15 protein-coding genes are annotated in these 15,519 nt (G+C 63.3%); 13 read left to right on the top strand and 2 right to left on the bottom strand.

Features of this window, described 5'->3' with window-relative positions; genetic code table 11:
* The first annotated feature begins 250 nt into the window (after nucleotides 1–250).
* The 4 genes from G473_RS0122185 to G473_RS0122170 all read left to right on the top strand — a co-directional run bounded on the left by G473_RS0122185 (nucleotide 251) and on the right by G473_RS0122170 (nucleotide 6,055).
* Nucleotides 251–1,450, top strand: coding sequence for an MFS transporter (locus G473_RS0122185; RefSeq protein WP_029014911.1), 1,200 nt, complete (start codon nucleotides 251–253; stop codon nucleotides 1,448–1,450).
* Between the two features lie 205 nt (nucleotides 1,451–1,655).
* Nucleotides 1,656–3,779: a TonB-dependent receptor gene (locus tag G473_RS0122180; protein ID WP_029014910.1), complete on the top strand. Its 2,124-nt coding sequence runs from the start codon at nucleotides 1,656–1,658 to the stop codon at nucleotides 3,777–3,779.
* A 15-nt stretch (nucleotides 3,780–3,794) separates the two neighbouring features.
* Nucleotides 3,795–5,285: a hypothetical protein gene (locus G473_RS0122175; RefSeq protein WP_210163383.1), complete on the top strand. Its 1,491-nt coding sequence runs from the start codon at nucleotides 3,795–3,797 to the stop codon at nucleotides 5,283–5,285.
* Nucleotides 5,285–6,055, top strand: coding sequence for an OmpA family protein (locus G473_RS0122170; RefSeq protein WP_035708982.1), 771 nt, complete (start codon nucleotides 5,285–5,287; stop codon nucleotides 6,053–6,055). Before G473_RS0122175 ends, G473_RS0122170 begins: the two co-directional genes overlap by 1 nt.
* Before the next feature lie 2 nt (nucleotides 6,056–6,057).
* Here the strand turns inward: G473_RS0122170 and G473_RS0122165 are convergent, their stop codons facing one another.
* On the bottom strand, nucleotides 6,058–6,939 hold the full coding sequence (locus tag G473_RS0122165) for a helix-turn-helix domain-containing protein (RefSeq protein ID WP_035709058.1): 882 nt from the start codon (nucleotides 6,937–6,939) through the stop codon (nucleotides 6,058–6,060).
* Nucleotides 6,940–7,117: 178 nt separating this feature from the next.
* Here G473_RS0122165 and pobA point away from each other — a divergent pair, with 178 nt between their 5' ends.
* The 9 genes from pobA to pcaC all read left to right on the top strand — a co-directional run bounded on the left by pobA (nucleotide 7,118) and on the right by pcaC (nucleotide 14,990).
* On the top strand, nucleotides 7,118–8,290 hold the full coding sequence (gene pobA, locus G473_RS0122160; protein ID WP_425411590.1) for a 4-hydroxybenzoate 3-monooxygenase: 1,173 nt from the start codon (nucleotides 7,118–7,120) through the stop codon (nucleotides 8,288–8,290).
* 39 nt (nucleotides 8,291–8,329) lie between these two features.
* On the top strand, nucleotides 8,330–9,052 hold the full coding sequence (locus G473_RS0122155; protein ID WP_029014905.1) for a CoA transferase subunit A: 723 nt from the start codon (nucleotides 8,330–8,332) through the stop codon (nucleotides 9,050–9,052).
* A 3-nt stretch (nucleotides 9,053–9,055) separates the two neighbouring features.
* Nucleotides 9,056–9,706: a 3-oxoacid CoA-transferase subunit B gene (locus tag G473_RS0122150; protein ID WP_029014904.1), complete on the top strand. Its 651-nt coding sequence runs from the start codon at nucleotides 9,056–9,058 to the stop codon at nucleotides 9,704–9,706.
* A complete protein-coding gene (gene pcaF / locus G473_RS0122145; RefSeq protein ID WP_029014903.1) occupies nucleotides 9,703–10,908 on the top strand; it encodes a 3-oxoadipyl-CoA thiolase in 1,206 nt (401 codons plus the stop codon). The genes G473_RS0122150 and pcaF overlap by 4 nt, the downstream gene beginning before the upstream one ends.
* A 14-nt stretch (nucleotides 10,909–10,922) precedes the next feature.
* Nucleotides 10,923–11,627 (top strand): protocatechuate 3,4-dioxygenase subunit beta, encoded by a 705-nt coding sequence (pcaH, locus tag G473_RS30925; RefSeq protein ID WP_029014902.1) that lies wholly within the window; start codon nucleotides 10,923–10,925, stop codon nucleotides 11,625–11,627.
* Between the two features lie 3 nt (nucleotides 11,628–11,630).
* Nucleotides 11,631–12,272 (top strand): protocatechuate 3,4-dioxygenase subunit alpha, encoded by a 642-nt coding sequence (gene pcaG, locus G473_RS30920; RefSeq protein ID WP_029014901.1) that lies wholly within the window; start codon nucleotides 11,631–11,633, stop codon nucleotides 12,270–12,272.
* A 189-nt stretch (nucleotides 12,273–12,461) separates the two neighbouring features.
* The gene (gene pcaB / locus G473_RS0122130; protein ID WP_029014900.1) at nucleotides 12,462–13,814 is read left to right on the top strand and encodes a 3-carboxy-cis,cis-muconate cycloisomerase; all 1,353 of its coding nucleotides are present in this window, start codon (nucleotides 12,462–12,464) and stop codon (nucleotides 13,812–13,814) included.
* Nucleotides 13,814–14,599, top strand: coding sequence for a 3-oxoadipate enol-lactonase (pcaD, locus tag G473_RS0122125; RefSeq protein WP_029014899.1), 786 nt, complete (start codon nucleotides 13,814–13,816; stop codon nucleotides 14,597–14,599). The genes pcaB and pcaD overlap by 1 nt, the downstream gene beginning before the upstream one ends.
* A 4-nt stretch (nucleotides 14,600–14,603) precedes the next feature.
* The gene (gene pcaC / locus G473_RS0122120; protein ID WP_029014898.1) at nucleotides 14,604–14,990 is read left to right on the top strand and encodes a 4-carboxymuconolactone decarboxylase; all 387 of its coding nucleotides are present in this window, start codon (nucleotides 14,604–14,606) and stop codon (nucleotides 14,988–14,990) included.
* Between the two features lie 267 nt (nucleotides 14,991–15,257).
* On the opposite strand, the gene G473_RS30915 is transcribed toward pcaC, so the two are convergent.
* Nucleotides 15,258–15,519, bottom strand: a 262-nt coding sequence (locus tag G473_RS30915) for a hypothetical protein (protein ID WP_210163382.1), incomplete at its 5' end; no start/stop codon positions are given.

Here is a 15,519-nt window from a genome sequence, read left to right as displayed (position 1 = left end):
AACTTTTATTAGTTATGATTCATAACATGTCGTGGAGGAATCAACAAGAGGCCTTTGAACGGCTTTTGGAAAATTCCCCGACGGGGCGGAAATGCTGGATAGACGCCTGTGTTTCGGGGAGCCGGCGGAAACCGGCTGGCGTGTGAACCAACCGAAAAAATAATGATTATGTTTTATAACAAAATAACTTATGCTTGACCACAGATCGTCTGACAAGCCCCAAAAAGGGGCGGGATAAGGGAGGTTATTCATGGGCGTTCCGGCCCACGCCGCGCCGCGCGGCGGCATCACCCTGTTTCTTTGTTTTCTGATCACCCTGCTGGAAGGATTCGATATCCAGGCCATTGGGGTGGCGGCTCCTTACCTGATTCCGCAACTCGGCCTCACGCCATCGCAGGCCGGGTTGGTCTTTGGCGGCGGCATGGCCGGGCTGGTGGTGGGCGCCCTGACCGGCGGCTGGCTGGCGGACCGGATGGGGCGCAAAGGCCTGCTGATGGTTTGCGTCGCCATTTTTGGCCTGTTCACCCTGGCCACCGTGGTGGCGACGGGGCCGGTTTCCTTAGGTGTTTACCGGTTCCTGGCTGGCGCCGGCATGGGCGCGGCCATGCCCAGCCTGATTGCCGTGGCGCTGGAAATCGCGCCGCCGGAACGTCGGACACGTACCATCACCTTGATGTTCAGCGGCATGCCGGCCGGTGGTGCGCTGGCCGCCTTGTTCGCCGGTACTTTGCTGGAAAGCTATGGTTGGCACAGCATCTTCCTGGCTGGCGGCCTGCTGCCGCTGGCCTTGTTGCCCGCTATGGCGAAATTGATGCCGGACAGCCGGGTTCCGGCGGCTGTGTCCACGACACGGCCGGACCCGGTGCAGGCTTTGTTTGGTGAGGGGCGCCTGCTGATCACGCTGCTGGCCTGGTTCACCTTCGGGATGACGCTGCTGGTGCTGTATCTGCTGTTGAACTGGCTGCCTTCCCTGGTGGCGGCCAAGGGGCTGGGTGCGGTCGGCGGTGCAGGTGCTGCCTTCGCCTTCAATGTCGGCAGCATCATCGGTGCCTGTGGGATCGGCATTCTGGTTGATCGTCTGGGGCCCCGCATTCCCATTATCGCGGCATATCCCTGTCTGGCACTGGCCATGTTCGGCCTTGCGGGCGCAGAGACGCTGGTGCCAGTGGTGGTGTTGGCCGGACTGGCGGGCTTCTTCCTGCTGGGCGCGCAATATTCCCTCTATGGCGTGATCCCGCTCTATTATCCGGTCAATGTGCGTGGGCTCGCCACAGGCGCATCCATCGCCGTGGGGCGGCTGGGATCCATCGCCGGCCCCCTGGTGGCGGGTCACCTGCTGGGGCAGGGGCTGGGCCCGTCCGGGGTGGCCTTGTCCATGGTGCCGGTGGTGGTCGCTGCCGGGCTGTCCGTGTCGATCATGACGATCCGGGGCCGATATATAGAAGGCTGAAATCAGTTATAGCCGGTAACGAAAAAGGCCCGTGAAGTGCCCCTTCACGGGCCTTTTTCTATGGTTCGACGCCTACAGAAAATAGTTGGTAACATCACCTGTTATATTGCATTACGGTTATTGATGCCGTATCATTGGATTGCTCAATAAAAAAGAGCCTGCTCGACGCAGCATGCGTCGCGGGCCGTCCCAAGGGAGAAATTCCATGAAGAAGCTGGCATCGCGTCCGGCAGCGCGGCTGCTTACCCTGATATTGGCAGGGGGAGCCATCACCCCGTCAGCCTGGGCCCAGGCCGAAACAAATCCTGTCCTGGAAGAAATTGTGGTGACGGCGGAGCGCCGGACCCAGAGCCTCCAGGATGTGCCGATCTCCGCGACTGTCCTGTCAGGGGAAGAGATCATGCGCAAGGGTGTCGCCAATCTGGCCGATATCCAGCAGGTTTCGCCCTCGATCTCGATCAATCAGGTCAACCGCTCGACCTATGTGAATATCCGTGGTGTCGGCATCGCCCAGACGGCGCCCAGTTCCAGCCCCGGTGTCGCCTATTATATTGACGGCCAGTTGATCCCGCATGAGCAGTTCATCAGCCAGTCCTTCTACGATATCGGCTCGCTGGAAGTGCTGCGCGGCCCGCAGGGCACCCTGACCGGGCAGAATTCCACCGGCGGCGCCATCTATGTCCGCACGCCGGAACCGGTTTTCGGGGAGGTCAGCGGCTTCATCGACCAGACCATCGGTTCCTTTGACTGGTTCCGCACCACCGGCGCGGTCAATATCCCTGTCGGCGACAATGTCGCCATCCGCGTTGCCGGCGTGCGCGACAAGCGCGACAGCTTTACCAAGAATATCGGTCCCAGCCCCAGTTCCCCCGGCATTACTGATCTGGAAGGCGCGCGTATCAATATCGCGCTGCGCAATGATGCCAACACCCTGCGCATCAATCTGCGTGGCGAATATTTCAACAGTGACAGCGATAATAACGCCGTCAAGCGTCGCAACGACACGGTCAGCAGCAATCCCTACATCATTCAGGAAGACGCGATATCCTATCTGAAGCAGGAAGGGTATCGCCTGTCAGGTGAAGTGAAATGGGCGATCAGTGACAGTGTCGATCTACGGGCGCTGACCTCCTGGCAGGATGGCAGCACCACCGACCAGACCGATGGTGACCGCACCGCCACGGCACGCCCGCGCCCGCCGGCTGGCAATGTCGGGCGTATCGGCTTCACCGACACCACCATCCGCACCCTGATCAACGAAGTGAACCTGGTCTCCACCGATGACGGGCCGCTCAGTTGGGTGGTGGGCGCCTTCCGGATGGATGAAGATATTCCCCTGTCCGTGCTGCGCGATAATAACAACACGGTGGATTTCGTCTCCTCCACCTCCACCATCGTCTCCAAGGTGGAGAACAAGTCCCAGTCTGTCTTCGGGCAGGTGAATTACTTCGCGACGGAGCAGTTGGAACTGATCGTCGGTGGTCGTCACTCCTGGGATGATCAGACCTATGACCGCATCGTGTCCGCCGGCGGCACCGGCGTCAGCAAGCTCAGCTCCAAGGAACTGACCGGCAAGCTGGGCGCCAATTACCATCTCAGCGACAACACGATGCTCTATGCCAGCCTGTCCAAGGGGTACAAGGCGGGCGGCGGCAATCTGCCGGCCTCCAGCCCCTCCTTCGGCCCGGAAACCAACCTGGTTTATGAGGCCGGGTGGAAGACAACCCTGCTGGACCGCCGGCTGCGGCTGAATGGTTCGCTGTTCTATGCCGATTACAAGGATATCCAGCTTGCCTCGCTGGCCAATGGCCTGCCCCTGACGCAGAACGCGGCTTCGGGTGAATCCATGGGTGGTGAGTTGGAACTGGAAGGCCGCTTCGGTGGCCTGGGCTTCAATCTCGGCCTTGGCTATCTCAATGCCGAATTTGCCGAGGATACGGTGCTGCAGAACACGGTCGCCAACCGGAATGAACTGGTGACCAAAGGCAGCACGCTGCCCTTCTCCCCCGAATGGACGATCAATGCCGGCATCCAGTACGAGTTCCTGGCCGGCGACACAGCCATCACGCCGCGCCTGCAATGGTCGCATACGGGCCAGAGCCACGCGACGCCGTTCCCCAGCGCGGTGACGATCCTGCCGTCGCGCGATGTCGTGGATGCGCGTCTGTCCATCGACCCGACGGACAGCGTGCGCCTGGAACTGTTTGTCACCAACCTGTTTGATGAAACCTATATTGCCAGCCAGCTTCAGAACTCTTCCTCCGCTGATGGCGGTCTCATCTATGGCGCCCGCCGGCAATATGGCGGCCGCCTGACCTATCGGTTCTGATCGGGAGGGGATGGGATGCGAGGCAGTTCTGTCGGGGCGTTCCTGTCCCTGCTGATGCTGGGGGCGCTCAGCCTTCCGGCGGCAGGGCAGGGGGCTGTCTGGTGGTCGCCGGGTGACGGTACGCCGTTCCCCGCGCAACTGGATGATGTGGACGGTGATGGCACCACCCGCCTGTTGCTGGAGGGCGGGCCGATGCAGACGAAGGGCCACCCGTTCTTCGAGCCGAAGGGTGACGATGGCCGTGCCTGCGTCACCTGCCACCAGCCTTCCGACGGGATGAGCCTGTCTGCCGAAACCGCCCGGCGGCGCTGGGCGGAGACGGACGGAAAGGACCCGCTGTTCGCCGCCTATGATGGCAGCAACTGTCCCGATCTGCCGCAGGGGGAGCGCGCCTCCCATTCCCTGTTGCTGGATCATGGGTTGATCCGTATCGCCCGGCCCTGGCCGCCGGTGGATGCCGCCGGCCAGCGGGTGGAGCCTGACTTTACCCTGGAACTGGTGCGCGACCCGACCGGCTGCAACGCTTCCAAGAGCTGGGGCATGGCGGCGGAGGCGCCGCGCGTCTCCGTCTTCCGCCGGCCGCGTCCGGTGGCCAATTTCAAATATATCCTGGCCATGGGTTTCGCCATTGATCCCAAGGTGGGGGAGCCGTTGCCCATCGATCCTGCCACCGGCCAGATGGTGTCGGGCAACCTGCTGTCCGACCGCCGGGTTTTGTCGCTGGAAGCGCAGATGCAGGATGCCGCCCATACCCATCTGGGGCTGCGTCAGGGGCTGACGGCCGAGGAACAGCGGCAGATCCTGGATTTTGAGCTGCGGCTGTTCGTGGCGCGGCAGCAGGACCGTATCGGCGGTGACCTGGATGAAGGCGGCGCCAGGGGCGGACCGGAAACCCTGGCCCGGTCGGAACCGGGGCGCCTGGGCAGCCAGGGCATGGCGGTCTTCAGCGAGTTTGCCGCCTGGGAGAAAATCCCCGCTGATGCGGATATCAGTCCGGAACAGCGGGCCTATCGGGAATCCGTGGCGCGCGGGGCGCGCATCTTCCGGGAAAAGATGTTCCTGATCACCGACAGCGCCGGCATCAATTCCCCCGTCGGGTTCGGCAACCCGGTCCGCAATTCCTGCGTCTTCTGCCATAATATGAGCCAGATGGGCATGGATGTGGCCCCCGGTCAGGTCGATCTGGGCACCACCAACATGCCGTTCGCCGACCCGCAGCCGCATCTGCCGCTGTTCCGCGTCACCTGCAAGGGCGAACCGCATCCCCATTATGGCCGCGTCATCCATACCCATGATCCGGGCTATGCCCTGACCACGGGACTCTGTGCCGATGTGGGCAAAATCACCTTGCAGACCCTGCGCGGGCTGACCGGTCGGGCGCCCTATTTCGCCAACGGTTCCGCCCGCGACCTGCGCGCCGTGATCGATTATTACGAGCGGCGCTACAATATCGGCTATACCGAGCAGGAAAAGCGCGATCTGGTCAATCTGATGGGGGCGCTTTGATGCGGCGATTAATCCCTTCCCTGCTGGCCCTTCTGGCGCTCACCCCCGCTATTTCTGCCGCAGAAGCGGTGCGCTTTGTCAGTTGCCCGGTCTATCGTGACACCGATGCCGGGCGTAAATCCGGCTGCTGGCTGGCGGAAGAACGGGAAACCGGCCGCCGGTTCGACATAACCCCATCGGCCACCAAACCCGACTGGTCCATGGGGGTGCTGGTGGAAGGGCGCATCGCCGAGAAACAAGATAATGCCTGTGGCGCCCCATTGCTGGAGCCGGTGCGCGTGTCCGTCCTGCCGGAGATGGCATGCACCCGCGCCATGATCCCGGCGGAAGGGTTCCCCGGTCGGCGCTTCGTGCTGCCGCCGCGCAATATCCGTCCGCTCTATGCGCCGGACCCGGCGCCGCCGCCGCCTTACACGGCCAAGCTGTTTCCCATCCCCTTCGATTTCGGTCGTGACTTCGCCGTGTATCAGCAAAGCGACTGGATGCTGGTCAATGCCGCCACCTATGCCAAGGCGGCCGGGGGCACGGTGCGGATCATCGGCTATGCCGAGACCCAGCCTTTCACCCTGTCCGGCCAAACCCTGGCGGAACCAGCCGATCTGGCCCGGCGCCGGGCGGAAAAGGCCCGGCTCTGGCTGGTTGGGCTGGGGGTGCCGGCGGACAAGGTGAGCCTGGAATGGCGGGAAAACCCCGCCCCGCTGGCCGACCCCGCCTTTGACGGCTTGACCGAAACCTCCCGCCGACGGGTGGATATCAGGGTGGAGCCGTAAGCTTACCCCGCTGCCCCCTGGCGGAAGCGGCCGGGGGAGCAGCCGACCCGGCTGGTGAAGAAGCGGTTGAAATAGGCGGGATCGGTGAAGCCCAGGTCGAATGCCACCTCTGCCACGCCCAGGTCGCTGTAAAGCAGGCTGCGCTTGGCCTCTGCCAGCAGCCGGTCATGCAGCAGATCAATAGGCGGATGGCCGGTCACCGCCATGCAGGCCGCCCGCAGCCGGCCAGGGGTCACGCCCAGTTCCTCTGCGAAGCGGGCGATGCCCCAGCCGGCACGGCAATGCGCTTCGATCAGATCACGATAGCGCGCCACCAGGGCAGCACGCGGCCCCCGTGCGCCGCCGCTGCCGCCCGCTGACAGGCGGGCCGCCCGCCAGGCATGGACCAGCAGGGCCGTCAGTGCAGCTTCTACCAGCAGCGACCGGCCCACGCGACCGCCCGTCATTTCCCCTTCCAGCAGCCGGGCAAGGCGCAGGCAATCAGCGCCGCCCTCGTTCAAGGGCACGGCGGCGGCATTGCTGAACAGATCGGCCAACCCGGCCTCCCGCCGCGCCAGGCCGCGCAGGATGGGATCGACGAAGGTGACGACGTGCCCCTGGCTGGCGGCATCCCAGGAAAATCCATGCACTTCACCTGCCGGGATCAGCAGCAGGCAAGGGGCGGTAAAGCTCTCCCGCTCCCCGCCGGCCAGCAACTCCCCGCCGCCGCTGGAAATGACGAAGACATGGTTCAGGTCGGCATGGGCATGCGGCTGGATTTGCCAACCATTGGGCTGACTGCGCCGTTCCAGGGTTTCGGCGTGGATGAAATGTTCATCTGCCTTGGCCTCTGCCTCCCCGTACAGGAAGAAGCGGGGCACGGGATTGCGGGCTTTTCTGACCATGCGGTGCAGCATGGCAAAGTGGCGATGAAAAATCCAATTTTTTGATGGATGCGTCTCCTGTGCCAATGGTTCGCCCAGGCTATCATCCGCTCAACAGCAAGAGTGTGATCGGTTCAAATGGCCTCATTTGAACCGTGAATCGCACGGAAAGATCAAAATAATGCTTGGGAGGAGAGGGATGATGCGCACTCAAGTCGCCATCATCGGTGCCGGCCCCGCAGGATTGCTTCTGGCCCATCTTTTGTACAAGGCGGGTGTGGAATGTGTGATCCTGGAGCGGCGTGACCGGGCCTATGTTGAAAGCCGCATCCGTGCCGGCATCCTGGAACAGGTGACGGTGGATCTGCTGCGCCAGGTCGGCGTGCATGATCGCATGGATCGCGAAGGCTTGCCGCATGAAGGCTTTGCCTTGTCTGCCGATGGCGAGGGCATGCGGATTGACATGGCCGCGCTGACGGGCAAATCCGTCATGGTCTATGGCCAGACAGAGGTGACGCGCGACCTGATCACCGCCGCCCTGGACCGGGGCATTCCCCTGGTGTTTGAGGCGGAAAATGTCGCCCTGCATGAGATTGCGGGCACCCGCCCGGTCGTCACCTGGCAGCATCAGGGCGTGGACCAGAGGCTGGAATGTGACTTCATCGCCGGCTGTGATGGGTTCCACGGCGTGGCGCGGGCCAGCATCCCGGCCGATGTGCTGAAGACTTTCGAGCGGGTTTATCCGTTCGGCTGGCTGGGCGTGCTGGCCGATGTGCCGCCCTGTGATCATGAACTGATCTATGCCAGCCACGCGCGCGGTTTCGCGCTCGCCTCCATGCGTTCGCCAACCCGGTCACGCTATTACGTGCAGGTGGCGAACAGCGAGAAGGTGGAGGATTGGTCGGACGAACGCTTCTGGGATGAGCTATGTCTGCGCCTGGGGCCGGATGTGGCCCCCCGCGTCACGCGCGGCCCGTCGATTGAGAAATCCATCGCCCCCCTGCGCAGCTTTGTGGCGGAGCCGATGCGCCATGGCAGGCTTTTCCTGGCTGGTGACGCTGCCCATATCGTGCCGCCCACCGGTGCCAAGGGTTTGAACCTTGCCGCCACCGATGTTGCCTATCTGGCGGAAGGGCTGATCGATTTCTACAAGGGTGACAGCGCCGGGGTCGATGCCTATTCAGCCCGCGCGCTGGCCCGCGTCTGGAAGGCGGAACGCTTCTCCTGGTGGTTCACCAGCCTGATGCACCGCTTCCCCGATACCGACGCTTTCGGTCGCCGCATGCAGATGGCCGAATTGGGTTATCTGCGTGGTTCTCACGCGGCCCAGCAGTCGCTGGCGGAAAATTACGTGGGCCTGCCGCTGCATTGAGCAAGGCCCCCATCCATTACAAGTCAGGAACCTATTGAAATGGCTGGCAAGATTTATCCCGACGCCAAGTCGGCGCTGGACGGTCTGCTGTTTGACGGCATGACCATCATGTCGGGCGGCTTCGGCCTGTCCGGCAACCCGGAAAACCTGATCCCCGCCATCAAAGAGGCGGGCGTCAAGGGGCTGACCATCATTTCCAATAATTGCGGTGCTGATGGTTTCGGCCTCTGGCAATTGCTGAATAATGGCCAGATCAAGAAGATGATCAGTTCTTATGTGGGGGAGAACAAGCTGTTCGAACAGCTTTACATCTCCGGCCAACTGGAACTGGAACTGAACCCGCAGGGCACGCTGGCCGAGCGCATCCGCGCTGGCGGCGCCGGCATCCCCGCCTTCTACACCGCCACCGGTGTCGGTACCGTCGTGTCGGAAGGAAAGCCGGTGGAGGAATTTGAGGGCAAGCGCTATGTGCGTGAGACCTGGCTGCGCGCTGACCTGTCCATCGTCAAGGCCTGGAAGGCCGATACGGAAGGCAACCTGATCTATCGGAAGACGGCGCGCAACTTCAACCCGGTGATGGCGACCGCCGGCAAGGTGACGGTAGCGGAGGTGGAGGAGATCGTGCCCGTGGGCAGCTTCGATCCCGACCATATCCATACGCCCGGTATCTATGTCGATCGCGTCATCCAGGGCGCGGCCTATGCCAAGCTGATCGAGAAGCGCACCACGCGGCCGCGTCCGGCCGCCAGCAATGAGGTCTGACCCATGCCCTGGACCCGTGATGAAATGGCCGCCCGCGCGGCGCGTGAATTGCGCGACGGCTTCTATGTGAACCTCGGCATCGGCATCCCGACGCTGGTCGCCAACTATATCCCCGACGGCATGCAGGTGATGCTGCAGTCGGAAAATGGCATGCTGGGCATCGGGCCGTTCCCGTTTGAGGGGGAGGAGGATGCCGACCTGATCAATGCCGGCAAGCAGACCATTACGGAACTGCCCACCTCCTCTTATTTCAGCAGCGCGGACAGTTTCGCCATGATCCGCGGCGGCCATATCGACCTGACGGTGCTGGGTGCCATGCAGGTGGCCGGCAATGGTGATCTGGCCAACTGGACCATTCCCGGCAAGATGATAAAAGGCATGGGTGGTGCCATGGACCTTGTGGCTGGGGTCAAAAAGGTCGTCGTGGTCATGGACCATCAGGACAAGAATGGCGGCTCCAAGCTGCTGCCCGCATGCACCCTGCCGCTGACCGGTGCCGGTGTGGTGGATATGGTCATCACGGATCTCGGCGTCTTCACCATCGACAAGGATGGCGATGGCGGCATGGCCCTGATCGAACTGGCGCCCGGCGTCACGGTGGAACAGATCACGGCGGCCACGGGTGCTGCCTTCCGGGTGGAGGTGGCAGCATGAGCCACGCCTATATCTGCGACGGCATCCGCAGCCCCATCGGCCGCTTCGGCGGCGCGCTCTCCCGCCTGCGGCCCGATGACATGGCGGCCCAGGTGATCCAGGCCCTGCTGGCCCGCCATCCCGGCCTCGACCCGGCCGTTATTGAGGAAGTGTTCCTCGGTTGTGCCAATCAGGCCGGCGAAGATAACCGCAATGTGGCCCGTATGGCCGCATTGCTGGCAGGCCTGCCTGTGTCAGTCCCAGGCACCACCATCAACCGTCTCTGCGCGTCGGGTGCCGATGCCGTGGGTACGGCGGCGCGTGCCATCACTGCAGGCGCGCTCGACCTTGTCATCGCCGGCGGCGTGGAAAGCATGACCCGCGCACCCCTGGTCATGGGCAAGGCCGAAAGCGCCTTCCAGCGCAGCGCCCAGATCGAGGATACGACCATCGGCTGGCGCTTCATCAACAAGGCGATGAAGGAACGTTACGGTACCGATAGCATGCCGGAAACGGCAGAGAATGTGGCCGTCGAACATGGGGTCAGCCGCACCGATCAGGACGCCTTCGCCCTGTCCAGCCAGCAACGGACCGCCAAGGCCCAGGCTGAGGGTTATTTCGAAGGCGAAATCACCCCGGTGACTGTTCTGGACGCCAAGGGCAAGCCGACCATCGTCAGCGTGGATGAACATCCCCGTGCCGATACGACGGCGGAGGCATTGGCTAAGCTGAAACCCGTGGTCCGCCCCGGCGGCAGTGTCACGGCCGGCAATGCCAGCGGCGTTAATGACGGGGCGGTGGCTTTGCTGATCGCCTCGGAAACTGCCGTCAAAACCCATGGCCTGACCCCGCGTGGCCGCATCCTGGGTATGGCCACGGCCGGCGTGGAACCGCGTGTCATGGGCGTCGGCCCGGTGCCGGCCTCACAGAAGCTGATGGACAAGCTGGGCCTGACCATCGGTGATTTCGACCTGATCGAATTGAACGAGGCCTTTGCCGCGCAGGTGATCGCATCCTTGCGCACGCTGGGCGTCGACCCGATGGCCCCTCATGTCAACCCGCATGGCGGCGCCATCGCGTTGGGCCATCCGTTGGGGGCAAGCGGCGCGCGGCTGGCCCTGACGGCGCTGCGGGGGCTGGAAAAGACGGGCGGCAAGCGCGCCCTGGTCACCATGTGCATCGGCGTCGGCCAGGGGCTGGCACTCGCCATTGAAAAAATTTAAGGGAGGAACGGTGAATGACTTTGATCCTGCCCTATAACAGGGAGGAGGAGGGCGCGCATCCAGCGTTGCTGTCCCCCGATTATAAATCCACGGTGAAGCGGTCACCGCATCAGCCGCTGATCTCCATTCCTCAGACCCTGACGGAACTGACCGGCCCTGCCGGTCGCTGGGACCGGCTGATGGGGCCGGCCCTGGCCGACCTGACCAAGGTTGGCAAGGGGGAGGCCATCGGCCAGCGTATCGTCGTATCCGGTCGCGTACTGGACGAGGATGGACGGCCCGTGCCCAACACGATTGTCGAGGTCTGGCAGGCCAATGCCGCCGGTCGTTACATCCATAAAAAGGACCAGTGGAACGCCCCGCTGGACCCGAACTTCACCGGGTCGGGCCGGGTCATCACTGATGATCAGGGACGCTATCGCTTCCTGACCATCAGCCCCGGTGCTTACCCCTGGGGCAATCATTACAATGCCTGGCGCCCGGCCCATATCCATTTCTCGCTGATGGGGCCGGCCTTCGCCACGCGGCTGGTAACACAGATGTATTTCCCCGGCGATCCGCTGATCCCGCTGGACCCGATTGCCAATGCCGTGCCCGCCGCTGCCTTGCCGCGCATGATCAGCCGGTTCGATATCGAAACGACGCAGGAAGCCTTCGCGCTTTCTTTCATTTTCGATATTGTGCTGCGCGGTCGCGATGCCACGCCGATGGAGGATTGATCCATGAGCGGACAAACACCCTGGCAGACTGTCGGCCCCTATTTCCACTATGCCCTGCCCTGGAAGGGCGGTGCCGATCTGGTGGAAGGCAAGGGCGAAGCCGGCGCGCGGATGGATTTGCTGCCCGATGGCCATTACACGCTGAACCCGAACGACCAGCCGCGCGGGGCCGCGAAGGGCGCGGTGGTGACCATCACCGGCACCCTGTTCGATGGCGATGGCGTGCCCATCCCCGACGGGTTCGTGGAACTGTGGCAGGCTAACGCTGCCGGTCGCTATGACAGCCCTGATGATACCCGCGTGGAAGTGGCGCTGGACCAGGATTTCATTGGTTTCGGCCGCGCCGCGACCGATGCGGACGGCGTCTTCACCATCCGTACGGTGAAACCCGGCCGTGTTCCTGGCCCCGGCAACAGCCTGCAGGCACCGCATATCGCCATTTCCGTCATGGCACGCGGCATCATCAAGCGCATGGTCAGCCGCATCTATTTCGCGGATGAGCCCAGCAACGGTGAAGATCCAATCCTGGACCTCGTTCCTGCGGATCGCCGCGCCACCTTGCTGGCGGTGCCGGCGGGGGAGGGGAAGTACCTGTTCGATATCCGCCTGCAGGGCGAAGGGGAGACGGTATTCTTCGACATTTGATGCTTCCGCCCCCGTCATCCTGGCGAAAGCCGGGACCCAGGACCCACCCGGCGAAAGCCGGGACCGCCCGACCTTTCGGCTGCTTTGATCAGACAATGTTGCGGTTTGATCCTGGGGCCCCTGGGTCCTGGCTTTCGCCGGGATGACGGAAGGGAGTAAGCTGCCGCTCTTCCATCATATGGTTATCGCATGACTTCCACCCTGTTCACGCCTTTGTTCCAGACGCCCGCCATGGCTTCCCTGTTCGATGACCGGGTGGTGTTGGGCGCCATGTTGCGGGTGGAAGCAGCTTTGGCGTCGGCCCAATCCAGCATCGGCATGGTACCGGCATCCGCCTTGGCCCCGATCCATGCCGCCTGCAATCCTGATCTCTATGATATCGCGGAACTGGGCCGGGCCACGGCGCTGGCAGGTAATCCGGCCATCCCGCTGGTTAAGGCGCTGACCGCCAAGGTGGCGGCGACCGATCCAGCCGCTGCCCGCCATGTGCATCGCGGCGCCACCAGCCAGGACATTATCGATACCGGCTTTGTCCTGCGCGCCCGCGACGCCGTGGCGCTGCTGCTGACCGATCTGGACCGCGCCATCCATGCGCTGGCCGACCTGTCGCGGCGCCACGCCACGACCCCCATGGCCGGTCGCACCCTGTGGCAGCAGGCTTTGCCCATCACGTTCGGGCTGAAGGCCGCCGGCTGGCTGTCCATGCTGCTGCGTGTGCGTACCCGCCTGGGCGATGCCGGCAAGGCGATGTCAGTCCTGCAATTTGGCGGGGCGGCGGGCACGCTGGCCAGCCAGGGCGGGCAGGGACTGGATGTCGCCAAGGCCCTGGCCATCACCCTGTCACTGACCCTGCCCGACACGCCCTGGCACAGCCAGCGCGACCGGATCGCCGATCTAGGTGCGGCCCTGGGCCTGCTCACCGGCAGTCTTGGCAAGATCGCGCGCGACATCGCCCATCTGATGTCGTCGGAAGTGGCAGAAGCGTTCGAGCCGGCCGCCGCCGGCAAGGGCGGATCATCCGCCATGCCGCACAAGCGCAACCCCGTCGGCACCACCATTGCCTTATCGGCGGCCAATCGCGCGCCCGGCCTGGTCGCCACCCTGTTCACCGCCATGGTGCAGGAACAGGAGCGCGGTGTCGGCGGCTGGCATGCCGAATGGCCGGTGCTGGCAGAGCTTTTCGCCCTGACATCCGGTGCCATGGCCCATATGGCGGAGACCCTGTCCGGCCTTGAACTGGACCCGGATGCCATGCGCGCCAATCTGAACCTGACCGACGGGTTGATGATGGCGGAAGCCGTGACCCAGGCTCTGGCCGAGGCATCGGGCCGTCATGATGCGGGCAAGCTTGTGGAAGCGGCCTGCAAGCGCGCCGTCGCCGCCGGCCATGGCTTGCTGGAAGAACTGATTGCCGATGCTGCTATCACCCCGCACCTGCCGCCTGAACGGCTGGCGGCGTTGATGCGACCGGAAAATTACCTGGGATCGGCCACGGACTTCATTTCCCGTGTGCTGAAAACCTATGAGCGGGAGATGATGTAATGGCCCAGTTCGTAACCCTGGCCGACGGGACCCGCCTGCATTGGCGCCTGGATGGGCCGGAGGGTGCGCCCATCCTGCTGCTGTCCAACTCGCTGGGCACCAATATGGAGATGTGGGCGCCGCAGATGCCCGCCCTGACCCAGCATTTCCGCGTCCTGCGCTATGATAGTCGCGGCCATGGCCTGTCCGATGCGCCCGCCGGTCCTTACAGCATTGATCTGCTGGGCCGCGATGCTGTCGGCCTGCTGGATGCGCTGGGGATTGAGAAGGTGCGCTTCGTCGGCCTGTCCAAGGGCGGCATGGTGGGGCAATGGCTGGGGGCCAATGCAGCCGACCGGCTGTCACATCTGGTCTTGTGCAACACGGCCGCTGAAATGGCCCCGGCGGAACCGTGGAACGCCCGGATCGCCTTGGTGAGGGCGCAGGGCATGGGCGCCATCGTCAATGGCGTCGTGGAACGCTGGTTCACCGATGGCTTCCGCGCCACCCATCCGGAAGCCATCGCCCCTATCGCCGCCATGCTGCATGCGACGCCGGTGGAGGGTTATACGGCCTGCTGTGCCGCGGTGCGCGACATGGACCAGCGTGCCTCGTTGCCGCGCATTCCGGTGCCCACCCTGGTCATTGGCGGTCGCCAGGATCCTGCCACCCCGCTTGCCAAGAGCCATGAACTGGCGAATGCCATCCCTGGCGCCCGGCTGGTGGAACTGGACGCGGCGCATTTATCGAATGTGGAGCAGGCAGAGGCTTTCACCGCCGCCCTGCTGTCTTTCCTGAAGGATTGAGATCATGGATGAAGCCGACCGCAAGGCATTGGGCTTCACAGCCCGCCGTTCCGTCCTGGGCGATGCACATGTCGATCGTGCCATCGCCAACACCACAGACTTCACCGCCGAATTCCAAGACCTCATCACCCGCTATGCCTGGGGGGAGATCTGGACGCGGCCCGGCATCGACCATACGACCCGCCGGCTGATGGTGCTGTCCACCATGATCGCCCTGAACCGGGAAGAGGAATTCATGATGCATGTCCGCGCGGCCGTGACCCACGGCGTGTCGCGCGACCTGATCAAGGAGGTGATCCTCCAGGCCGCCATCTATTGCGGCGTACCGGCAGCCAACAGCGCCTTCCATGCCGCGTCGCACGTGTTCAAGGAACTGGATGGGGCTGCATAAAAAATCTCCGTCCCTTGAAAAAACCGCTTGCCCTTCTGTTCTTGTGCGCCTATACAGCGCCTCCCACGACGGCGGTGCCTGATGGTTTCGCAGTTGTTGGGATTGGTGGTTCTGGGATTTCTCAGTATTGCCGAGGTTCTTTGAAGGGTCTGTCCCTTCGGACAAGTGGAATTGACTATTGCCCCTGTTGGGTTGCTGGTGTCTGGATTTAGATCTGGGTTCTGGTGATTAGGCGGGATGGTTGGCCGGGTTTTGGTTTGCTTGGGTTTAGCGGTTTGGTTGCTGCTGAATAAAAAAGCGAGCGGATGAAAAAAACTGGTTGACTGGTTGGTTGGGGTTGGCTAGAAAGCGCTCCACCGACGCGGCGGCGACAAGCTGCCGGGCGATGGTTTCGCAGTCTCTGAGTTTGGCGGTTATGCGCTGGATGGGGATTGCAACGGCGAGATCCTCCTGCTTTTGTGGGTGCCGGTTTCGGTCTTCTGATGGAGATCGGGGCGATGGATTATCGGCTTTTAGCCGGGTTCTTGGA

This window comes from Niveispirillum irakense DSM 11586 (assembly GCF_000429645.1).
Classification (GTDB): Bacteria; Pseudomonadota; Alphaproteobacteria; order Azospirillales; family Azospirillaceae; genus Niveispirillum; species Niveispirillum irakense.
Note: the sequence above shows the minus strand (reverse complement) of the source record. Positions and strands in the feature narration are given on the sequence as shown.